Raw genomic sequence first — 23,064 nt, 5'->3', positions numbered from 1 at the left:
GGTTCCTCGGCGTCCCGTACGGCGGTCGCCGGATGGTGCTGCCTGTTCGGTCACAGTCCTCGCGCGAGCAGCTCGGCCAGGATCAGCCGGCCGAAGGCGAGGTTGCCGTGGATGGTGTCGTCGTTCTCGCAGAACTCCGGGCGCTGGCGGCCCTGTTCGTCGGTGACACGGGGCCGCAGGTCCACGATCTCCACGCCGAGCTCGGCCAGTGCCCCGCGCACGCTCTCCTGCGCCGCCCCGAAGACGGCCGGATCGGACAGGCCGGGTACGCGTTGCGGCGGCATCACGGCGAGGACCCGCAGACCGAGGGCGCGCGCATGGCCGTAGAAGGCGAGCGCGTCGCGGACCGTGGCGCGCACGATGGCGTCGAACAGGCCGCTCGTCAGGAATCCCGGCGCGAAGCCGCCGCCGCGCACCCGGTAGATCCGCCAGTTCTCGGTGGTGGCGAGGAAGTGCGCGCTGAAACCGAACGTGCAGACCAGCGGCACACCTGCATCGCCGAGCCCCGCCGCGCCCAACTCGGCCAGGAATCCCCGGTAATGACCGTCCGCCGCCGCCTTGCGGAAGACGACATCGCCCTCGCGCACATCGAAGAACTCCGCGTTGAACTCCCGCCCGGCGCCGATGGGACCGCCCTGGAAGGGGATACCGGCGGCCTTGGCGGCCCGGCCGATCGGACCCGCGTGCGAGTCCCCGAGGAGCAGGAACCTAGCGGGGGTTGTAGTAGTCGAGTACGGCGTCATCGCACCAGAGGTCCTCTCCTGCTCGGGGTCGGGCGCGCCCGGCCGGTTCCGGCTCGGCCGGGCGGTCGGCGAGCGCGTCGAAGAACCGGCCCATGACGAAGGCGACGCCGTGCGGCGTCACCGAGCGCAGGTTCGGCTCGAAGAAGGCCGCCTTGAAGGGGAAGCCGGTGACGATCTCGTACGCCGGGAAGTAGTCGACCTGCGCGTGCTCCTCGGCCAACTGCCCCGCCACCGCGCGCAGTACGGACTTCGAGTACGTCGTGGCGGTCAGCGCGTGGCGGCCGGTGGCGGTCGCGGTGAGCGGCACCGGTGAGACGGTGAGCAGGACGCGCAGATCCGGGTTGGCGGCGCGGGCCAGCTCGATCGCCGCCGACAGATCGCGGTGGACCTCGGCGAACGTGTGGTTGTGGAAGACGTGCCGGTCGGCGTCGAACGTGCCGCGCACGGTGCCGGGGCAGACCGGATGGACCGTGCCGTGCGTGCGGTCCCGCCAGGCCTCGGTCAGGCCGAGCGTGAAGACGAGGCAGCTCGCCCCGGCGACGGCGGTGCGGATCGCGGCCAGCGTCGCGCGGCGCGCCGCTCGTACCGCTTCGGCCGAGGCGTGCCCCTCGGGCTCGACGCCGGGACGGTACGGGTCGACGTACCGGCCGTCCTCGTGCCAGACCTCCTCGGGCGGCGCGGACTCGTCGTACGCCCAGGCCAGCCACTGGCGGAGCAGGGCGGCGGTGTAGATGTTGCCGGTGCGGAACGAGAAGGTCCCGTAGTGCCGGGCCTGCCGCTCGGCCTCGGTGAGTCCCGGCGGGGCGGGCTCGGCCTCGCGCCAGTTCATCCCCCGCTCCACCAGCGCACGGCCGATGTGCTGGGCGAAGCAGGACCCGGCGGTGAGGACCACATCGTCCTGCCCGATGGAGAACTTGGGGGTCCACAGTCCGTCGATGTCCAGCATGTCCGGTTCGGCCACGGCGGTGCGCCAGAACGAGCGGGCGGGCAGCGATTGGTAGGGGTTCATGGCGTCGGCCTCGGCTGGTCGGACGGAAGGACGGGCGGCTGAGCGGTCGGCGGTTCGCTGTTGATCGCGTGCGCGATGACGTGCACCTGGGGCGGCCGCACGAGGTCGTAGTGGGTGGTGTCGAGACACTCCCAGTCGGTGAGGTTCGCCAACTGGCCGTGCCAGAGGTCCAGTTGGTGCTCCGTCGAACCCAGGTCCGGCAGTCCGGGCACCGGTCTGCTCGCCAGCCACAGGCGGGCCGGAGTGCCGGGCAGGGACGGCAGTTCGTGCCGCGCCATGCTCGCCAGGTTGGCCCGGCAGCAGCGCGCCAGCCGCTCGGCGTACGACCGCGCCTCCTCGCTCATCCGGGGCTCCGCACCGCCCTGGCCCAGCTCATGCGCGAAGACCGACGCCAGCTCGGTGCCGTCGTACGCCTCGAAGCGCGGCCCGGCGTCCGGCGGCGGCGGGTCCAGCAGGCAGAGCCCTTCGGCGGGCCGCCCGGCCGCCTCCGCCTCGGCCGCCATCGCGTGTGCCACCCAGGCGCCGAAGGACCAGCCAACCAGCCGCCAGTGCCAGCTGCCGCCCGGGAACCGGGCCTGGAGCGCGGCGTGGTAGCGCCGGGCCCGGTCGGCGAGGGACCAGACCGGCCGTTCGGGGCTGCGCAGCGCCGGGTCGGCGATCAGGCAGACGGTGAAGCGCTCGTCGAGCGCGGAGACCAGCGCCCGGTAGGCCTGGATGTCGCCGCCGACCGGGTGGACCAGGCACAGCACCTCACGCCCGGTACCGGTCTGCCAGACCTCCAGCGGCACGTCGTCGCCGTCCGGACGCGCCTCGCGCTCCAGTAGCCCGAGCACCTCGGACAGGCTTGCCTCATGGGTGAGTTGGGACAGTTCGAGGTCGATACCGCAGTGGCGTTTCACCTTGCTGATCAGATCGAGCATGGTGAGGGAGTCGGCGCCGTAGTCGTACAGCGAGACCGACGGATCGAGCTCGTCCACGCCCAGCCAGCCGCACAGCCAGTCCGTGAGCAACTCGGCGATGGGCGCCGCTGCTTCCGCGCGGGTCTCCTGCTCCGGGGCCACAGGCGGCTCGTAGAAGGCGCGGGCCTGCTCGATGTCCGTGGTGGAGAGCAGCAGTTGGGGCAGTTGCAGCCGCAGGGCACGCGCGAACTGCCGCTGCCCCTCCTTCACCGTCAGGCCGACGGCGAGGTGCGCCTGGTGGCGGCGATCCGTCGCCAGGGCGTCGCGCGCCATGCCGGCCTCGTTCCAGATGTCCCAGTCGATACCGATCCGTACCGTGCTCTCGGCCGTCCCGGCCCGGTAGTGCGCGAACCCGTCGAGGAGGCCGTTGGCGGCGGCGTAGTCGAACTGGCCGACGCCGCCGAACAGCGCCGACATCGATGAGCAGTACGCCGCGAAACCCGGCCGGTGCAGCGCGATCAGCCGCTCGACCAGGAGGGCGCCGCCCAGCTTGGCCGCGGTGGCCTCCCTCCCCCAAGGTCTCGGCTTCGCTCGACCAGGGGGGACCCCCATCACGGCGGCGTCCCGCCCGCCGATCAGACCGCCGCCCGGCACGCCCGCCGCGTGCACCACGCCGTCGATCCGGTTGGCGAGCCGACCGAGCCGGGCGAGGATCGCATCCGTGTCGTCCTCGGCCAGGTCGGCCGCCATCAGCTCGACGCGGTCCGCCCATGGCGCCAGATCGGCGGGCAGCCTTGGCCGCCGGGCCAGCAGGATCACCCGGCAGTCGGACCGCGCGAGCAGCCATGCCGCGATGCCCGCGCCGATGCCTCCGGTGCCGCCAAGGACGAGGTGGACCTCCGGTTCTTCCCCCTCCGCCGCCGAGGTCGTCGCCATGGCGGGCGAGGTCACCTTCAGGAGGGCCTGCCGCCACCAGTAGCCCTGCCGCAGCGCGAGCCGTCGGGGCAGCGCGGTGTCGTCCTCGGCGAGGAGGCCGGGAATCAGCGCCGCCCAGTCGGCCGGATCACGGCTCGGCAGATCGAGCCAGCGCCCGTCCACCCCGCACTCCTGCGGACCCACCTCGCACACCCCGGCGAGCAGCCCCAACTCCGGCCGCTGGACGGTGCCTTCGACGGGCTGGGCCCCGTACGACAGCCACCAGGGCCGCACGTGTGGCGCGCCGGGCGAGCCCGTCACGGCTTGGAGCAGCGCGGCGGGTGTGTCGAGACAGGCCCAGCGTGCCCGGTCCAGCGCGTCCGCGCCCACCTCGCCGTCGACTGCCAGCGGCAGTGCGTGCAGCCAGTCGATTCCGGCCCCGCCACTGTCGGGCAGCGCGTCGAGCAGCCGCCGCAGCGAGGCTGGGTCGGCAGGGTCGACCTCGAAGCGGTCGTCCGCAAGCCGCGCGAACGCACCGGCCGCGTGCACGCGTACCACCCGCTCGTACGCCGCCTCGAAGGGACGCAGCGCCTCGGGTGGCACGGGCTCGGCCGTCACCACCACCAGCACTCCCGGAGTGCGGGCCGCGCCGCCGGTGCCGGCGCGGCTCAGCCGCACCCAGTGCGGCTGGTACAGCCACTCCTCCTCGGGCAGCCGCTGCGGCCATTCCCGAGGATCCGGAACGGTGGCCGGGGCGGCGCGTTCGAAGTCGTAGGTGGCCAGGTCGAAGGCGGGCGGCGGAAAGTCCCAGGGCGCCTGAGCGGGCCCGGCGGGCCACGCGACCGCTTCCCCGGCGAGCCAGGCGGCGACCGGCGCCGAGGCCGTCGGGTTGTCGGCAGGGCGCGCGCTCGGCGTCGCCACGCCATCCGCGACCGTACGCAGCCACGCCACCGCGACCGCCGCATCCGCGCACACCGCCGCGGCCCGATGACGGTGTGCGGGCCGTCCCGCTCGCAGATGCCGGACCACCTGTGCGTAGGCCTCGGGTCTGGATTCCAGATAGTCGGCGATGTGCCCGGCGTCGATGCGCAGCCCCGCCGCGCTGCGGCTGGAGAGGAGGAGAGCGCGCGGAGCGGCGGTCAACTCCACGTATGGCGAGGGCAGTTGACCGGACTCCTCCAGTATCAGATGGGCGTTGGTCCCACCGATGCCGAAGCTGCTCACCGCTGCCACGCGCGGGCGACCGGTGGGCCAGGGCCGCGCCCGGGTGGGGATGTGGAAGGGCGCCGGGTCGGCGCCGATCTGCGGGTTGAGCCGGCGGAAGTCGGCGGTCGGCGGGATCACACCGTGGTGGACCGAGAGGGCGGCCCGCACCAGGCCCACCACGCCCGCGGCCGCGCCCAGATGACCGATCTGGCTCTTCACCGACGACAGGGCGCAGCGGTGGTCCCCGGGCGAGTCCGGCCCGTCCAGGCCGAACGCCTGGCGCAGCGCGCCGACCTCCACCGGATCGCCGAGACGGGTCCCGGTGCCGTGCGCCTCCACATAGCCGATGTCGGCGCCGCCGCGCCCGCTGCGGCGGAGCGCGGAACGGATCACCTCGCGCTGCCCGGCGAGCGAGGGCGCGCTGTAACTGAGCTTGCCAGAACCGTCATTGTTGACCGCCGAGCCGGTGATCACCGCGTACACCGTGTCGCCGTCCCGCCGCGCGAGCCGCAGCGGCTTCAGTACGACGACGCCGACCCCGCTGGCCCCGATGGTGCCGTCGGCGTCGTCACTGAAGGGCCGGCAGTGTCCGTCGGGAGAGAAGATGTGCTGCGGCCGGTATGCGTAGCCCCCGCTCAGCAGGGTGTCGACCAGCACGCCGCCCGCCAGCATCACTTCGGCCTCGCCCTGGCGCAGCAGACCGGCGGCGACGTGCACCGCCACCAGCGAACTGGCGCAGGCCGCCTGCACGGTGAAGGCCGGGCCCGACAGATCGAGGTGGTACGCCACCTTGGTGGCGAGGAAGTCCTTGTCGTGGTGCAGGGCCAGCTGGAAGCCGTCGGGCAGCTGCTCGGGGTCGGCCTCGCGGAGCAGGGACTGGAAGTACGTGTTCTCGCCGCAGCCCGCGACCATGCCGATGCGCTGCCCGGCCGGGTCGGCGATGCCCGCGTGGGCGAGCGCCTGGCCCGAGCTCATCAGCAGATGGCGCTGCTGCGGATCCATCAGGCGGGCCTCCTGCCTGCTGATGCCGAAGTGCTCCGGGTCGAAGTCGAGCAGACCGGCCATCTGACTGCGGGCGCCTACCAGGCCCTCGGCCGCCTCGAAGTGCTCGATGCCGCGACCGCCGGACTTCACCAACTCCCAGAAAGCCGCCAGGTCTTCGGCCCCGGGCAGCCGGACCGCCATGCCGATGACGGCGACCGGCTCGTCCGAGGCCGCCGGAAGCTCCGGGCCGGGTGCGGCCTCGGCCGGGTGCCCGTCGAGGAAGCGGGCCAGCCTGCGGACGGTGACGTGCTCGAACAGGTCCGGGATGGTGAAGTGCGGGCCGGGCTCGGTGGTGCAGCGCAAATGGAAGCGCATCAGGTCGAGGCTGGACGCGCCGGCGTCGAAGAACCGCTGCTCGGGGCCGACCCGTCGGCCGGTCACCTCCTCGAACAGCTCGCTGAGCCTCGCCCCGCGCGCCGACAGAACGGGTGCGGCGGCGGCTCGCGAGCGCAGCTCTTCGCCGGGAGCGGACAGCACCGTACGGCGGTCCAGCTTGCCGCTGGGAGTCAGCGGCAGCGCGTCGAGCCGACGGAAGCGGTCGATCCGTACGTACGGGGGAAGCAGCGGAGCCAGATGATCCGCCAGGTCTTCCGGCGCGGGCGCATCCCCCCGGCATTGCAGACAGGCCACCAGACGCTCGCCGTCGCGCACCACGACCGCGTTGACGATGCCCGGATGCCGCAGCAGCGCCGACTCGACCTGGCCCAGCTCAAGGCGGTGACCGCTGAGTTTGATCTGCTGGTCGTCGCGGCCGAGGTAGTGGAGCAGGCCCTGGCGGTCGAAGCGGGCCAGGTCGCCGCTGCGGTAGAAGAGGCCGAGTCCCGCCAGCTCCACGAAGCGGGCCTCGTTGAGTGCCGCGTCCCCCAGGTAGCAGGGCGCCGCCATCGGTCCGCAGATGAGGAGCCGGCCCGGACAGCCGGGCGGTACGGGCTCGTCGTCCTCGTCGACGACCAGCAGCCGGGCCCGGGCGATCGGGCCGCCGATGGACGGACGGGCCGGCCAGTCGGCGGGGTCGCCTTCGAGGCGCAGGCTGCTGACCACATGGGTCTCGGTCGGGCCGTAGTGGTTGAACAGGCGCGCACCGGGCATCCCGGCGAACCACCGCCGGATGGCGTCGGTGCACAGCAACTGCTCGCCCGCGGTGACCACGTCACGGAGCTTCGACGGGTAGCGGCCGAGCCGTACGCCGTGCTCGGCGAGGAGGTGCAGCGCGACGTACGGCATGAAGATCCGCTCGGCACCGGCCGCTTCCAGCTGGTCGAGCAGCGCGGGCGCGTCCTGTCGCAGGCCCGGCCGCACCAGGTGCAGGGTCCCGCCGCCGCACAGCGTGCCGAAGATCTCCTGGAAGGACACATCGAAGGACAGCATGGAGAACTGCTGGGTGACGGCGCCGGCCGCGAGACCGCCCGCCTGGCTCTGCCATTGCAGCAGGTTGCACAGTGTGCGGTCGGGCACTTGGACGCCCTTGGGCGTGCCCGTGGACCCGGAGGTGAACAGGGTGTACAGCGGCCGGAGCCCGTCGTGCGGCCCCAGCGCGGGCGCGGCCCGGGTGGACAGCGTGACGGGATGCCGTACCAGCCCCTCCGGGGCGATCGCGTCGACGGCGGCCGCGCCGCCCGGCGCGACCAGCAGGCACAACGGCCGGACCTGGTCCAGGATGTGGCGTAGCAAGACCGGCGGGTAGGCCGGGTCGAGCGGCACGATGGTGAGGTTGAGCCGCGCCAGTGCGAGCAGCGCCACGACATGCTCGACGGAGGGCTCGAAGTGGAGCGCGACGCTGCCGGACTCCTGCGGATGCGGGAAGCGGGAGTGCAGCTCGGTCGCCAACGCGCCTGTGTAGGCGTCGAGTTGGGCGTATGTGACGCTGCCGCCTGATGTGACGAGCGCGATCGCGTCGGGTGTGCGGTGGGCCTGGCGTGCGAATCCTTCGGCAATGGAGGCGTAGGAAAGGGGAGTTGATGGGCCGGTACCGGGATCCGGCAGGCCGCTCCGGTACGGGGCCACCAGCTCCGCCAGCGTGAGGTCACCGCTCCCGGCCAGGCTGTCGAGGCCGCGCCCGAGCAGCCCTGCCATCGCCCGCACCTCATCGCCGTCGAAGTGGTCGTCGGCGTACTCCCACAGGCAGTCGAAGCCGTTCTCGTGCTCGACCACGGACAGCGTCAGGGGGCACTTCGCGGCGGCGGGTGCCAGCCACTGCGGCCGGGTGTCGCAGCCCGGCAGCGACAGCGCGGCGAAGTCAGTGTTCTCCAGGACGAACATGAAGTCGAACGGCGGCCCGTCGGAGCGGGTGTCCCGGTCGGCGAGCGCATCCGCAAGCGCCACGTCCTGCCGGTCGAGCACCGCTTGGATGTCGGCGGCCTGCCGCCCGAGCTGCGTCCGCAGAGTCTCGTGCGGCGACGAACTCAGCGGAAGCAGCACGGTGTTGGCGAACATGCCCACACTGGACTCGAATTCCTGCACCGGCCGGTTGGCCACCGGTCCCGCGATGCGCGGGCGGGTCCGGCCGGTCACCGCGTACAGGCTCCAGGCGAAGACGCTGAGCAGCACCTGGAAGCGGGTGAGGCCCAGTTCGGCGGTCAGCCGGTCCAGGGTGGCGCGGCGGCCCGGATCGAGCGAGGCGAGCAGCAGGCGCCCGGTGCCTCGGGGGCGGACGGGCTCCAGCAGTGATTCGTCCTGCTCCGGCAATGAGCCGAAGTGCTGGGCCAGCTCGGCGCGTTGGGACCGGTAGGCGGCGCTCGCGAACCAGTCGGCCTGCCAGGCGGCGAAGTCGAGCGGGGTGTGGATCTCGGCGGCTTCCTCCCGCACCGGCTCTCCGGCGGACGCGGTCTCGTAGTCGGCCGACAGCTCGCGGAAGAGTACGTTGAGCGACCAGCCGTCGACCGCGATGTGGTGCAGATGGAGCAGCAGCACCGCTCCGTGGGGCTGCTGCAGCACGCACGCCCGCAGCAGCCGGGGGTCCGACAGATCGAACGGCTGGGAGAAGAACCCGTCGGCGAAGGCGCGCCAGTCGGAGGCGTCGGGAGCGGGATCGAGCCACGGGTCGTACGGCTGCGCGACCCGCTGCGTCAGGCCCTCGGGCGCGGGCTCGAAGGCGGTGCGCAGCGCCGGGTGGCGTGCCACGAGCCGCCGGAGCGCGTGCCGCAGCGCGGCGATGTCGAGCGTGCCGTCGAGGCGGAAGGCGAGAGGGACGTTGTACGCGGTGGATCCCGGCTCCCGCTGGTGCAGGAGCCAGAGCCGCTGCTGCTCGGCGGTGGCCGGGGCGGAACCCGCACCCATGGGAGCCGCGGGGGCCGGGTAGGGCGACTCCTGGGTGCGGCCCGGTGTGATCGCCGCGGCGATCTGCGCGAAGTCCCCCTGGAGCACGAGGGATTGGGGTATCTCGCAGCCCCAGCGGCGTCGGATCTCGAAGCGCAGGCGCAGGGCCTTGAGGGAGTCGCCGCCGTTTGCGATCCAGCCGTCGCCGAGCCGCAGCCCGGGGACGCCCAGGATCTCCGCCGCCAGGTCAAGTACCGCCTGCTGATGGCCAGTTGTGGGAGCGGCCTCGGCGTGGGTTCGCCAGAGCGGGGTGTCTGCGGCCAGCAGGACGGCCCGGTCGACCTTGCCGTTGGCGTTGAGCGGCAGCTCGTCGACCAGATGGATCCGGTGCGGCCGCATATAGGCGGGCAGGCCGTCGGTGAGATGCCGGGCGAACGCGTCGTACGACAGGTCGGAGCCGAGGACCAGGTAGGCGAGGAGTTCGTCGGCCCCGTGGTCGGGGTCGCGGCGGGTGCAGACATAGGCCTGGCGGACCGCGGGATGGGTGACGATCTGCCGTTCCAGCTCGCCGGGTTCGATCCGGAAACCGCGGACCTTGACCTGCCGGTCGGCCCGTCCCACGTAGCTGATCCGGCCCTCGGAGTCGCTGCGGACCAGGTCGCCGGTGCGGTAGTGGAGGACGCGGCCGCCGTCGAGCCAGGGCAGCCGGACGAAGCGGCGGCCGGTCTCCTCCGGCAGGTTCCGGTAGCCGATCGCCAACCCCTCGCCACAGAGCAGGAGTTCGGCCACCTCGCCGGGCTCGGCCGGGCGGGACCCGTCCACCACAGGCAGGGCGGCGGTGCCGGGCAGCGCCCGCCCGATCGGTACCACGTCGCCGTCGAAATCACGCGGGATGGGGTGGCAGAGCGCGAAGGTGGTGGACTCGGTGGGGCCGTACACGTTGTAGAGCCGGGTGGTGCTGTCGGGGTTGGCGCGGTACCAGCGCCGGATCAGCCGGGCGTTGAGCTGCTCGCCGCCCACCAGGACCTGGCCGACCCCGGCGAAGCAGTGCGGCATCCGGTCGACCACCGCGTTGAACAGGGCGACGGTGATGAACGCCGTGTCGATGCGCTCGCTCTCCAGCGCCGCCGCGAGGAGGTGCGGCGTCTGTACGGTCTCGTCGCCGAGGATCACACAGCAGCCGCCGGTCAGCAGCGGCACCCAGACCTCGAAACTCAGCGCGTCGAAGGCTGGGTTGGACAGGCAGGCATAACGCGCGGCCCCGACCAGCTCGATGTAGCCGGGGCGGGCGAGGCGCAGAATCCCGGCATCGCGCACCTCGACGCCCTTGGGGTGTCCCGTGGTGCCCGAGGTGTAAAAGAGAAAGGAGACGGCTGCGGGCGCCGCTTCCCCCGGCATGCGTTGGGGTCGGCCGCTCAGCAGTGTGTCGGCATTCAACATCCGTACGTCATCCGGCAGTTCGCCGCGCGCGGACTCGCCGTGCACCACAGCCACGCTCGCCGAATCGGCCAGGATGTGGCGGCGCCGCTCGGCAGGGCTCTGGACGTCCAGTGGCACCACCGTCGCGCCGAGCCGCAGGATGCCGAGCATGACGCAGACCAGCTGCCAGGAGCGCGGCAGACAGACGGCCACCGCGTCGCCGGGCCGGATCCCGCTGCGGCTCAGGCCGTGGGCGACGACCGCGCTCGCGGTGTCGAGCTCCGCGTAGTCGAGGGACCGGGCCCCGTCCACGACGGCGACGGCGTCCGGCGTCCGTCGCGCCTGGGCCAGTACGCGCCGGGCGAGGCCGGGGGCGGTGGCCGGGGAGTCGCCCGGTGCCGGGCGGCACCCGTCCGGCACCGGCGGTGCGGTGGTGCCGGGCGGCTCCCGGCCAGGGTCGGTGGCGGGGGCGTCGCGCGAGGTCCCCTCGCCCGCCGCCCCGGCCAAGGAATCGGCCGCCGTATCGGTCCCGCCCTGGGGATTCGGTCTGGCTTGCATCATGCCTCCTGGGCGCGATCAGGGCCGAACTGGTCCGCGCAGGGCGGAAGTTGGCCCGCCGTGCGCAGTCGGGTCAGTTCGGAGTCGAGCAGGGCGGCGACCCGGGGGAGCGCCGGGTTCTCCAGCACCTCCCAGTGGTCGCAGTCCAGCGGTTCCACCAGCAGCCCGCCGTCCGCGCGGCTCTGCCAGAACGCCCGGACCGGGCCCGCGGATTCGGGGGCCCCGCCCACCGCCTGGACCAGGACCAGCCGGGCCTTGGAATGCGCCGGGCGGTGGTCGCGGGCGGTCAGCCGGTTGTGGTTGTAGAGGTGGAAGTACTGGTCGATCTGGCGGTCCTCGATGCCGGGATACATCCCGTTGAACTTCACGAGCTTGTCCCGGAACTCGGCCATCTCCACCGGCTCGACCAGCGCCTGTTCCACCGGATCGCCGGTGGCCTGGGTGTCCAGCAGGACGACGCTCGGCTCGGCGCGGCCGGCCAGCGCGAGACGGCGGCCCATCTCATGGGCGACCAGACCGCCGTAGGACAGCCCGGTCAGGACCAGCGGCCCGTCGAGGAGCGGCTCGATGAGCCGCAGATACTCCTCGGCCATCGCCTCGACCGTGGGCAGGAAGGACTCGCCGGGATTGACCCCGGGCGACTGGATCCCGTACACACCGACGGAATCGGGCAGTGCCTTGGCCAGGGACAGATAGCAGAAGGCGGTGCCGCCCGCCGGATGGACGCAGACCACGCGCCCGGCGCTGTCTCCCGCGCGGAACTCGATGAGGTTGCTCGGCGGCGGGCCCCCGGCGCCCTCGCGCAGCCGTCCGCCCAGTGCCTCGATGGTCGGGTGCTGGATGATGTCGCGCACCGGCAGCGTCTCGCCGAACGCCTCGCGGATCGCGTGGGCCAGCTTGATCGCGGAGATCGAGCTGCCGCCGATGTCGAAGAAGCTGTCGCGGATGCCGATCTCGGGCTGGAGCAGCAGGCGTTGCCATATCTGATAGAGCGTCAGCTCAATGAGGTCGCGTGGGCTTGCCTGGTTGACCTGGGCGGGCCCGCCGGTCCGGGCGAGCTCAAGCAGCGCCGTGCGGTCGACCTTGCCGTTCGGGGTCTGCGGCAGTCGCGGCAGCTCGATGAAGAGCGCCGGAATCATGTAGTCCGGAAGCCGCCGCGACAGCGCGGCACGCCAGTGCGCGGGCGGCCGCGGCTCGATCGCGCTGCGGTCGGGGGCGGGTTCGGTCTCGCGGTCGCCCACGGAAAGCCGGGGCTCGCCGCGAGCCCCGGCGGGCCCGGACTCGGTGCGACCGCCGGTGGGTTCGGAATCGGTGCGCCCCCCGGCGGGCCCGGTCTTGCCGCGCCCCCCGGCGGGATCGCTCACACCGCGCCCCCCAGTGGTCTCGGTCTCGCTGCGCCCCGCGACGGGCTCGGACCCGCTGCGTCCCACCGCGGCGACCAGCCGCTGTTCACCCGTCGGAGCCCGGTCGGCGAACACCGCGGCCTCGTACACCCCGGGCTCGTCGAGCAGCGCCGCCTCGACCTCGCCCAGCTCGATGCGGAAGCCGCGCAGCTTGACCTGGTGGTCGCGGCGGCCGATGTACTCGGCGTTGCCGTCGGCCAGCCGGCGCGCGAGGTCGCCCGTGCGGTACATGCGCTCACCGGGGACGAACGGGTCCGCCAGGAAGCGCTCGGCGGTCAGGTCCGGCCGGCCGAGATAGCCGCGCGCCACTCCCGCGCCGGCGATGTAGAGCTCGCCGGGCACGCCGATCGGGACCGGTTCGAGCCGCTCGTCCAGGAGATAGACGCGGGTGTTGGCGATGGGCTTGCCGATCGGGCACTGCCGTGCCAGCGGCTGAGGGCCGAAGTAGGCGGTGCTGTAGAGCGTGGTCTCGGTCGGCCCGTACCCGTACAGGACGCGCAGGCCCGGCAGCAGTCGCGTCATGCGGTGCAGGGCCGCTTCGGGCAGCGACTCGACGCCGGTCAGGAGCTGGCGCAGCGCCACGCCGTCGAGTCGGGCGCGCGGGTCCTCGTCGATCCACTTGATGAAGGCGGGCGGCAGGAAGGCCTGGGCGATGCGGTGCGTGCGCAGCCAGTCCATCAGCGCCTCGGGATCACCGCGCAGCTCTTCCGGTACGAGGTGCAGCGCGGCCCCGGTGGTCAGCGGCAGCAGGATCTCGTGCACCGAGGCGTCGAAGCCGATGCTCGACCACATGGACGCCGCTTCCCCCGGTGCGGCGCCGATCCGGTCCAGCCAGTGGTCGAACAGGTTGACAACGTTGCCGTGGGTCACCGCGACCCCCTTGGGGCGGCCGGTCGAGCCCGAGGTGTAGATGACGTACGCCAGATCGGCCGGGGCGGCCGCGATGCCGGGCGCGTCGTCGCGGCGGCCTTCGGCTTCGACCGCCGTCAGCGCGTGCCAGTCGGCGGCTGGCGTCGCGGCGTCGCTCAGGACCAGGGCCGGTGCGGCGTCCGCCACCATGCCGGTCAGCCGCTCCGCGGGCAGCCCCGGGTCGAGCGGCAGGTAGGCGGCGCCGGCCTTCAGGATCCCGAGGACGCCCACCACCAGTTCGGCCGAGCGCCCGGTGTGCAGACCGACCAGCTGATCGGTGTGCACACCGCGGGCGAGCAGGGCGTGCGCCAGCCGGTTGGCGCGGCGGTCGATAGCCGCGTAGTCGAGCCGTTCGTCCGCGCAGGCCAGGGCCAACTGGTCCGGGTGCAGCCGCACTTGGGCTTCGAACCGCTCGACCAGACCGGTCTTCGAGACCGGCCGGGCGGTGTCGTTCCAGTCCACCAGGACCTGTCGGCGCTCCCGCTCGTCGAGCAGCGAAAGCGAGGTCGCCTCCCGGTCGGGTTCCTCGGCCATCTGCTCAAGAACGCGCGTCAAATAGCGGCCATAACGCTCGGCGGTTTCGCGGTCGAACAGGGCGTCCGCGTAATCCAGACTCCCCACAATGCGCCCGTCCTCTTCGCCGAGGGACAGCGCCAGATCGAATTTGGCCGCTGCGGAAGGTGAATCCAGCCCGGTCACCTCGATATCCGGCAGCGTCAACTCGCCCGCTTCGTTGTTCTGCCAGGCGAACATCACCTGGAACAGGGGAGTATGGGCGAGGGTGCGGGACGGATTGGCGAGTTCCACCACCTGCTCGAAGGGCAGATCCTGGTGCTTCAGGGCCGACAGCGCCACACCGCGTACGCGCTTGAGCAGCTCGGCCACCGAGGGAGCGCCGGAAAGGTCGATACGCAGCGCGAGCGTGTTGACGAAGAAGCCGATCAGTTCTTCGAGTTCGGTGCGGCGCCTATTGGCGACCGGGGTGCCGATCACCACATCGTGCTGACCGGAAAGCCGGGAAAGCGTGAGGGCCCAGCCGGTCAGCACGGTCATGAACAAGGTGCTGCGATGGCGGCGGCTGAAGGCGTGCAGAGCGGCCGTCAGCTCCGCGCCGAGGGTGATCCGCACGTGCTCGCCGCGGTAATCCTGTTCGGCGGGGCGCGGCCGGTCGGTGGGGAGTTCGAGCAGCGCGGGGGCGCCCGCCAGGGCTTCCCGCCAATAGGCGCTCTGGGCGGCCAGCGCACCGTCGGACAGCAGCTGCCGCTGCCAGGCGGCGTAGTCCGCGTACTGCACGCGGAGCGGCGCCAGAGGGTTGGGCCCGTCCTGCTGGAACGCGGCGTAGAGCGCGCCGAGTTCCTTGGTCAGTACCCCCATGGACCAGCCGTCCGAGACGATGTGATGCATCGTCAGAAGCAGTACGTGGCGGTCCGGTGCCAGCGCGACGAGGCGCCCGCGGACCAGTGGCCCCCGAGCCAGGTCGAACGGCTCGGTGGCCTCCTCCCTTTGCAGGGCGGTGAGTTGCGACGCGCCATCGGGCAGGCCCGACAGGTCGTGGAACCGCAGGGCGAAGCCCGTGCCGGGCGGATCGATCCGCTGGAAGGCCTCGCCCGCCACCGCGACCAGCCGCGTACGCAGCACCTCGTGCCGCGCGACGAGCGCGTCAAGGGAGCGGCTCAACACCACGGAATTCAGGGGGCCTTGAAGGTGCAGCGCCAGCGGCATGTGGTACGCCTCGCTCGCGCCCGCCAGCTGCGCGAGGAACCACAGCCGCTGCTGCGCGAAGGACGGGACCAGCGGTGCGGCGCGGTCCGCCTTCGGTACGGCCGCGTTCTGTCCGCGTACCGAAGACGGCTGCTCGGGGATGGAATGGGGGATCGTGCGATGACCGGGCACAGCTGGTTCTTCCCCTCTGCGGGAGGCTTGTTCAAGGGGTTCGCGGGGGCGACTTCAAGGGGTTCGCGGGGCGACTGAATTTCGGTCAGGGCGATCGGCGGGTCGGAAAGCCGTCGCCCGAGCCGGGAGCAGAGGGAGTTGTTCCCGCCGCGGTCGGGCATGCGATCGAGGGCCGCTCTCGCACCGTCGGCCGGTTCTGGTCTGCACCGCGATGATTGATCAACGCCGCTGAACCTGTCAATGGTCAGTTGTTCGGATCCGCGCCGAACTGGGCTGTCACACCTGGCATTTCGCGGGCGACCCCGCCAAGTCCGGTGGATGTAGCAAGAAGTTAAGGAGATTGATCAAGGTATTGCGTATTCCGGTCGACATCAGGCAGATTGAGTCAGCCGGCCGGATGGGGGCCCGCCCGGCCGCCCCCGAGCGCGGTACCCGGGGGTGATCCTCCGCCACGAGACCGCTACGACGGTGACAGGACGTGTTCGATGTCCGATGCCCCTGCCGAGCCCGCCCCCGCACGCCAGGCCCCGCCCGGGCCGCGCCCCGCCTCCGCCGCGCAGAGCGGCATCTGGTTCAACGAGCGGCTCGCCGACTGCGGGGCGGTGCACCACCTGCCGTTCTCCGTGCGCTTCGAGGGCGACCTGGACATCGAGGCGCTGCACCGCGCCTGCGCCGCCGTGGTCCGCAGGCACCAGGCGCTGAGCAGCGCGGTCGAGGACCGGGCGGGGGCGCCCTTCCTGGTCCCGGCCGCCAACCCGCCCGAGCTGCGGGTCGAGGAGGACGCCCCGGACGCCGTGCGGCGGCACATCGTGGCGCCCTTCGACCTGGAACGCGGGCCGCTGTGCAGGCTGGTGCTGCTGAGCGCGGGCCCGCGGGAACACCGGCTGCTCGTGGTGGCCCACCACCTCGTCTTCGACGGGCAGTCGATGGGACTGCTCCTGGCCGACCTCGCGGCGCTCTACCGGGCGGAGGTCTCGGGGGACGGTCCCGGACTCCCGGAACTGGCCCTCGCCGAACCGCCGGGCGCCGAGGAGGAGCGGATCGCCGCCAAGTTGCCGCAGGCGCGGGCCCATTGGGCCGGTCATCCGCTCGCTGACGACGATGTGGTGCTCCCGGGCCTGGAGCGGCCCGCCCACGGAGTGGCCGAGGGAGACTCGGTGGAGTTCCGGGTCCCGGCGGAACTGCGCGACCGGCTCGGCCCGGTGGCACGGCGGATCGGAGTGACCCGGTTCGAGCTCATCGTGGCGTCCCTGCACGCCCTCCTGTTCCGCTACGGCAACCGCGCGCCGGTCACCGCCATCGACCTCGGCACCCGGACCCCGGAGCAGCAGGACCGTATCGGCGTGTACGTCAACGAGCTGCCCTACTGCTCGCAGCCGGCCGCCGCGCTGGAGTTCGGCGCGTTCGCCCGCGCGGTGCGGTCCGGGCTGCGGGAGCTGTACCCGGTGCGCGATGTGCCGCTCGGCCGCGTGGGCGCCGGAGTGAAGCCGGGGGTCGCCCTGGCGCAGGTCTCGATGTCCTACCGCGTCCCGAGCGCCGTGCCCGACTTCCCCGGCCTGACCACCACGGCCGACTGGTCGGCCTCCAACCACACCGCGCGCAACGCGCTGCGCATCGAACTCGCCGACAGCGCCGACGAGTTGAGCGTGCTGGTCCAGTGCCCGAAGCAGGACATCCTCTCCGGGGCTCCGGACCGCGTCGCCCGGCACTGGCTGAACCTGCTCGGGCAGGTGGTGGCCGCACCGGACACCGCGCTGGCCGAACTGCCCCTGCTCGACCGGGACGAGCGCGAGCGCCTCCTGGCCGACTGGAACGACACCGCCGTGGCGTACCCCGCGAGGACGGTCCCCGAACTGGTCGCGGAACACGCGGCCCGCACCCCCGACGCCGTGGCCGTCAGCCACGCCGGCCGCCACCTCACCTACGCCGAACTCGACGCCGGGGCCGAAGCCCTCGCGCACCGGCTCCGTGCCAAGGGCATCGGGCCGGGCGACCTGGTGACCGTACGGGCGCGACGGTCGGAACGGCTGGTCGTGGGCCTGCTCGGGGTGCTCAAATCCGGGGCGGCCTACATACCGCTGGATGCCGAATACCCGGCGGAGCGACTGGAGTTCATCGCGGCGGACTCGAAGGCCGCCCTTGAACTGGGCGACGCGGACCTGGCGCAGCAGGCCGCGCCGACGTACGGCACCGGACACTCCGTCAGGCAGCCGACGCCGGACGATCTCGCGTACGTCATCTACACCTCCGGTTCCACCGGCCGCCCCAAGGGCGTGCAGATCGAGCACCGCTCGCTGACCAACCTGCTCCTGTCCTTCCGCGATCTCCTGCACTCCGGGCCCACCGACACCTGGCTGGCGCTCACCTCGGTTTCCTTCGACATCTCCGCCCTCGAACTGTTCCTTCCGCTCATCACGGGCGGCACGGTCGTCGTGGCGGGCGAGAGCCGGACCCGCGACGGAAAGGCGCTCCGCGAACTCGCCGCCCGCCACGGCGTCACCCACGTCCAGGCGACCCCGACCGGCTGGTCGATGCTCCTGGACGCGGGCTTCGACGCACCCGGGGTCACCGCGCTGGCCGGCGGCGAGGCGCTCCCGCCGGCGCTCGCGCGGCGACTGCGCCCCAGGGTCGGCAGGCTCATCAACGCGTACGGGCCGACGGAGACCACCATCTGGTCGACCTCCGACGAGATCGGCCCCGAACCCGGGCGCGTGACGATCGGCCGACCGCTGGCCAACACGCGCACCCATGTGCTGGACGAGCAGCTGAGGCCCGTGCCCGTCGGGGTGCCCGGAGACCTGTACATCGCGGGGGCGGGGCTCGCCCGCGGCTACCTCGGCAGACCGGACCTGGACCGGGAACGGTTCCTGCCCGACCCGTTCGGGCCGTCGGGCAGCCGCGTCTACCGCACCGGCGACCGGGCGCGGTACCGCGGCGACGGACGGCTCGAATTCCTGGGCAGGAACGACGACCAGATCAAGCTCAGGGGCTACCGGATCGAACTCGGCGAGATCGAATCACGGCTGCTCGCCGTCCCCGGCGTGGACCGCGCCGCCGCGGCCGTACGAGACGGCCGGCTCGTCGGCTACCACGTCGGCGACGCGGACCCGGGCGTCGTCCGGCGGGCGCTGGCGGCGGCGCTTCCCGCGTACATGGTCCCGGACGTACTTCTCGCGCTCGACGCCCTGCCTCTCACCCCGAACGGCAAGCTGGACCGGGGAGCCCTGCCGGCTCCGCCCGATGCTGTGGAGCCCCCGGAATCCTGGGACCCCGCGCGGGCCGGAACTGCGCTGGAGGCGGTACGCGAGGTGTGGTGCGAGGTCCTGCGGCTGCCCGAGGTGGGCGACCGCGAGGACTTCTTCGACCTCGGCGGCCACTCGATCACCATGACCCAGATCTCGGCCCGGCTCCTCGACCGGCTCGGCGTCGACGTCCCCCTGGACGCGTACTTCGACGCCCCGACCGTCGAGGAACTCGCCGTGGTGGTCGCCGACCTCCAGTCCGGACAGACGTGACGGTCAAGGAGCCTTGGGATCGTCAACGCCCTTGCAGGGACTGGATGTTGGAGCCGAACGTCCAGTCCTTCGAGCCGTCCCAGTTGACCGACCAGGTCATCAGTCCCTTGAGCCCGCCGCCGTACGCGTTCCACGCCTGGCCGACCAGGCCCGGGTCCAGGTAGCCGCCTCCGGCGCCGGGTTGCGCCGGGAGCCCCGGGACCTGCTGGTCGTAGGGCACCCTGATCGTGGTCCCCTGGACGACGAGCCCCTTGTCGAGGCAGTCCGTCTGCGCGGTGAATCCGGCGACGGTTCCGGCGGAGTACGAATCGCCGGAGCAGCCGTACATGTTGCCGTTGTAGTACTGCATGTTGAGCCACCACAGCCGGCCGTTGTCCGCGTACTTCTTCACGATCGGCAGGTACGCGCCCCAGATCGAGCCGTACGTGACGCTGCCGCCGGTGACGTACGCCGTCTCCGGTGCCATCGTCAGTCCGAAGCCGGCCGGCATCTGGGCGAGCACGCCGTCGATGATGCGGACGAGGTTGGCCTGCGAGGCCGACAGGGTGTTGATGTCCCCGCTGCCGACGAGACCGGTCTCGATGTCGATGTCGATCCCGTCGAAGTTGTACTGCTTCAGGATCGGCACCACGGTCGCGACGAAGCGGTCGGCGACGGCGCTCGAACTCAGGTCGATGCCGGCCGCGGCCCCGCCGATCGACAGGAGGATGGTCTGGCCGGACGCCTTGGCCTGGCACATCTCGGCCGGAGTGGGCACCTTCACCGTCGCGTCCATGCCGTCCTGCCACAGCGCGGTGCCGTCCGACTGGATGACCGGGAAGGCCGCGTTGATGACGTTGTAGCCGTGACCGGGGATGCGGCTGTCGGTGATCGGTATCCAACCCAGCGGCGGATGAACGCCGTTGGCGGCGCCGTCCCAGTTCTCCCAGTACCCCTGGAGCACCTTGCCCGAGGGTCTCGGCTTGACCGCGCAGGTGTCGGCCGCGGGCGCGTTCGGCGCCGCGGCGACCGGGACCTGCACGGTGAAGGCCAGCACCAGGCCGGCTGTCAGCAGACGCACCGTACGACCGATCATGCTGTGCTCCTTGCCTCCGGAAGCCGCCACTGGCGCGGTGCGGCGGCTCCCGGACCGTGGGGGGACCTGGAGAGGTGCGGGGGGTGGCGCCCCACACCGTAGATTGGTCCAGACCTACCGTCAATCACTTGCGTGGCAAGGAAGTTGGGCCGGTCGCGGCCCCGCCCTCAGGCGCCGACCGCCCACGCGTACGCCGTCTCCGCGCTGAACTCCCGCTGGCCGCCCCGGAACAGCAGCCCCGCCGTCGCGAACTCCGGGTCGTCGGCGGTCTGCGGCAGGTAGGGGATGGCGATGCAGCGCATACCGGCGGCGTGCGCCGCCGCCGCGCCGGGCGGGGCGTCCTCCAGGACCACGCAGTCGGCGGGCGCGGAGCCGAGGCGGCGCGCGGCCTCCAGGAAGACATCGGGCTCGGGCTTGCCCCGCTCGACCTCCTCGGCCGAGACGACGAGCGTGACGAACGAATCCAGGCCCGTGCCCGCGAGCACCGCATCGATCGCGGCCCGCGAGGAACCCGACGCCACCGCCATCCGTACGCCCCGCGCGTGCAGCCGCTCCACGAACTTCCGCATCTCGGGGAAGACTTCGGTGCGGGCGGCGGCCAGCTCCAGATACGTCGCGTTCTTCGCGGCGAGCATCTCGTCGACCGGGCCGGTCAGCGCGTACTCCCGGTCCAGGATCTCCAGGGTCTCGCGGGTTCCGATGCCGATGAAGCGGGCGTGCTGCTCCCAGGTGAAACCCGGCAGTCCGTAGCGCGCGAGCACATGGCGCGCCGCCTCGTAATGGTTCGGCTCGCTGTCCACGAGTGTGCCGTCGAGATCGAAGATGACCGAAGTGGTACGTGATGTGGTCATGTGTACCAGCATGCCAAGACCCGGGCGCGCCTCGTGACGCTCCTTGTCCGGCGCTCACTTCGCGGCCGAGCGCCCCACCGACTCGACCAGCGGCAGCAGCCGGTGCGGCACCCGTTCGCGCAGTGCCATCTCGGTGCGGGTGCGCACGACGCCCGGGAGCTGGATGAGCCGCTGGATGACGTCTTCGAGGTGGGCGTTGTCACGCGCCGCGACCCGGGTCAGCAGATCGCCGCCGCCGGTGATCGAGAACGCCTCGATGATCTCGGGGACCGCCGCGAGCCCATCGCCGACCTCGTCCAGATGCCCCTGGGTCACCTCGATGTGGACGAAGGCGAGCACCGGGTGCCCGAGTGCCGCGGGGGAGAGGACCGGACCGGTGCCGGTGATCACGCCGTCCCGCTCCATCCGGTCGAGCCGGGCCTGGAGGGTGCCGCGGGCGATGCCCAGAATGCGCGCGTACTCGCGGATGCTGGTGCGCGGCTGCTCGATGAGCAACCGCAGGATCCGGGTGTCGAGTGTGTCCACCGTCACGTCCCGTTGGCTCCCTTCTGGCCCTGTCGCTGAGGCTTCGACTGTACCAATGGCGCAGTCATGCGGAGTCCGTTTGAGCCACTATCACTCCGGATGTTTTCCTCTGATGACAGATGGCGCTGCGCAGCGCGCGGGACGGTGACGATGCCTGTCCGGGCTGGCAGCGCCTTCGTCATGCCTGAGCGAATGTGCGACGAAGGGGGCGCGGCGACCGCCGTGAAGAGGATGTTTGTGGCTCCGGACCCGGGGCGGCTGCGGTTGCGCAGTGCCGCGCGGGGTGTCCTTGGCGTCTCGCTGGCTGTGACGGTGTCCGATCTGGTCACGCAGTCACTCCCGGCGGCGATCGCCGGCGGGCTTGCCGCCCTGCTTGCCCTGTTCACGGTGACCGATGCCTCGGTGCGGGGGCAGGCGGTCACGTCGGCCCTGCTGCCGGTGGCCGGTTTCCCGGTGCTCGCTCTCGCGGCCGCACTGCACGATGTCCCGTGGGTGCGGGACGCGGCCTTCCTCGCCGTCCTCGGCGCGGGGATCTACGCCCGTCGGTGGGGGCCGCGCGGCCACGCCCTGGGGACCTTCGCGTTCATGACCTTCTTCGCCGCGCAGTTCCTGCACGCGGTGCCGGGACAGCTGCCGGAGCTGTACGCGGCGGTGGCCCTCTCCCTGCTCGCGTCCTCGGCGGTGCGCTTCGGCCTGTGGTGCTACGAGAGGCGGCTGCCGCCGGCTGCCGTCCCGGCCGTCGCGCCGGGCGGTACGGGCCTTGCCCGGGTGACCACGCGCCAGGCGGTCCAAGGGATGGCAGGTGGCGCATTCGCCCTGGTGGTGGGCCAGCTGGTGTCGCACGAGCGCTGGTACTGGGCGGTCGGCGCCGTGTGGTGGATCTTCGTGAACACCGCGTCGCGCGGCGAAACTCTGGTGCGGGGCTTTCGCCGGGTCCTGGGCACGGTGGCCGGTATCGCCGTCGGCCTGATGGTCGCCGTCCCGCTGGACGGAGCGGGCGCTCCCACCGCGGTGCTCGTCGCGGTCTGCGTGTTCGGCATCTTCTACACGGCCGCGGTGTCGTACACGTGGATGATGCTGGCGGTCACGCTGATGGCGGGGCTGCTGTACGGGCTCCTGGGGGTGCTCAGTCCGGGGCTGCTCGCCCTGCGGGTCGCGGAGACGGGCGTCGGGGCGCTCGGCGCGGCACTCGCTGTGCTCCTGGTGCTGCCGGTGACCACCCATGCCACCACCGACGCGTGGATCCAGCGGGCCCTGCACTGCGTCCACGCCTGTACTTCCGAAGCCGCCGCCCGCCTGGCCGGGGCCCCGGCCGCGGACCCGGCCCGGTACGTCGCTGAACTGGAAGTGCTGCTGGGGCGGGTGCGGCTCTCGCTGGCCCCGCTCGTCCACCCGCTCAGCCCGCTGCGCGCCCGGAAGGCGCGGGCCCGGCAGGTGCTGGAGCTGCTCGACCGGTGTGCCCAGGAAGTGCGCGGGCTTGCGTCGGTCGCCGGGGATCCCGATGCCTCCCACGACGCCAGGCTCGCCGCCGCGTGCTGGCGGGTGGAGGCGGCGGTGCTGGCGCTCACCACGCCCGGTGCGCCACACCACGGAACCGACGTACCCGTCGTGGAACCGCGGCATTTCGACGGCGAGGCCGCCCTTGCCCATCTGCATGACCTGGAACAGGCGCTGAAGGCACTCGCCGCACCCCTGCGCAGCCCCGTCGCGCCTGCCTGAAGGGCGCGCCTGCCTGAAGGGCGCGATGCGGAGGGGTGCGATGCGGTAGGGGCCGGACCTGCGGCCGGGCGGGGCCGCGGAGCCCCCGGGCAGCGGCGGTTGGACAGCCGGGGCGTCACCGGCCGC

Annotated in this window: 9 protein-coding genes; 2 read left to right on the top strand and 7 right to left on the bottom strand. The window is 72.4% G+C overall.

Features of this window, described 5'->3' with window-relative positions; all coding sequences use genetic code 11:
• Nucleotides 1-50: 50 nt before the first annotated feature.
• From ACIBK6_RS14910 to ACIBK6_RS14895, 4 genes are read right to left on the bottom strand one after another with little or no spacing between them, the layout of a single operon-like run.
• Nucleotides 51-743 carry a hypothetical protein gene (locus ACIBK6_RS14910; RefSeq protein ID WP_399051624.1) on the bottom strand — a complete coding sequence of 231 codons (693 nt, stop codon included), beginning with the start codon at nucleotides 741-743 and terminating at the stop codon, nucleotides 51-53.
• On the bottom strand, nucleotides 709-1,752 hold the full coding sequence (locus ACIBK6_RS14905) for a GSCFA domain-containing protein (RefSeq protein ID WP_399051623.1): 1,044 nt from the start codon (nucleotides 1,750-1,752) through the stop codon (nucleotides 709-711). The genes ACIBK6_RS14910 and ACIBK6_RS14905 overlap by 35 nt, the downstream gene beginning before the upstream one ends.
• The gene (locus ACIBK6_RS14900; protein WP_399051622.1) at nucleotides 1,749-11,051 is read right to left on the bottom strand and encodes an amino acid adenylation domain-containing protein; all 9,303 of its coding nucleotides are present in this window, start codon (nucleotides 11,049-11,051) and stop codon (nucleotides 1,749-1,751) included. The genes ACIBK6_RS14905 and ACIBK6_RS14900 overlap by 4 nt, the downstream gene beginning before the upstream one ends.
• Nucleotides 11,048-15,253 (bottom strand): amino acid adenylation domain-containing protein, encoded by a 4,206-nt coding sequence (locus tag ACIBK6_RS14895; RefSeq protein ID WP_399051621.1) that lies wholly within the window; start codon nucleotides 15,251-15,253, stop codon nucleotides 11,048-11,050. Before ACIBK6_RS14895 ends, ACIBK6_RS14900 begins: the two co-directional genes overlap by 4 nt.
• A gap of 485 nt (nucleotides 15,254-15,738) precedes the next feature.
• Between ACIBK6_RS14895 and ACIBK6_RS14890 the strand changes: the two genes are divergently transcribed.
• On the top strand, nucleotides 15,739-18,768 hold the full coding sequence (locus tag ACIBK6_RS14890; RefSeq protein WP_399051620.1) for an amino acid adenylation domain-containing protein: 3,030 nt from the start codon (nucleotides 15,739-15,741) through the stop codon (nucleotides 18,766-18,768).
• Between the two features lie 22 nt (nucleotides 18,769-18,790).
• On the opposite strand, the gene ACIBK6_RS14885 is transcribed toward ACIBK6_RS14890, so the two are convergent.
• The 3 genes from ACIBK6_RS14885 to ACIBK6_RS14875 form a co-directional block, all read right to left on the bottom strand.
• The gene (locus ACIBK6_RS14885) at nucleotides 18,791-19,843 is read right to left on the bottom strand and encodes a chitinase (protein ID WP_399051619.1); all 1,053 of its coding nucleotides are present in this window, start codon (nucleotides 19,841-19,843) and stop codon (nucleotides 18,791-18,793) included.
• Nucleotides 19,844-20,010: 167 nt separating this feature from the next.
• The gene (locus ACIBK6_RS14880) at nucleotides 20,011-20,694 is read right to left on the bottom strand and encodes an HAD family hydrolase (RefSeq protein ID WP_399051618.1); all 684 of its coding nucleotides are present in this window, start codon (nucleotides 20,692-20,694) and stop codon (nucleotides 20,011-20,013) included.
• Between the two features lie 54 nt (nucleotides 20,695-20,748).
• Nucleotides 20,749-21,225 (bottom strand): Lrp/AsnC family transcriptional regulator, encoded by a 477-nt coding sequence (locus ACIBK6_RS14875; RefSeq protein WP_399051617.1) that lies wholly within the window; start codon nucleotides 21,223-21,225, stop codon nucleotides 20,749-20,751.
• Between the two features lie 225 nt (nucleotides 21,226-21,450).
• On the opposite strand from ACIBK6_RS14875, the gene ACIBK6_RS14870 reads away from it, so the two are divergent.
• On the top strand, nucleotides 21,451-22,938 hold the full coding sequence (locus ACIBK6_RS14870; RefSeq protein ID WP_399051860.1) for an FUSC family protein: 1,488 nt from the start codon (nucleotides 21,451-21,453) through the stop codon (nucleotides 22,936-22,938).
• Nucleotides 22,939-23,064: the final 126 nt, after the last annotated feature.

This window comes from Streptomyces sp. NPDC050485, assembly GCF_044458185.1.
GTDB lineage: Bacteria > Actinomycetota > Actinomycetes > Streptomycetales > Streptomycetaceae > Streptomyces.
Note: the sequence above shows the minus strand (reverse complement) of the source record. Positions and strands in the feature narration are given on the sequence as shown.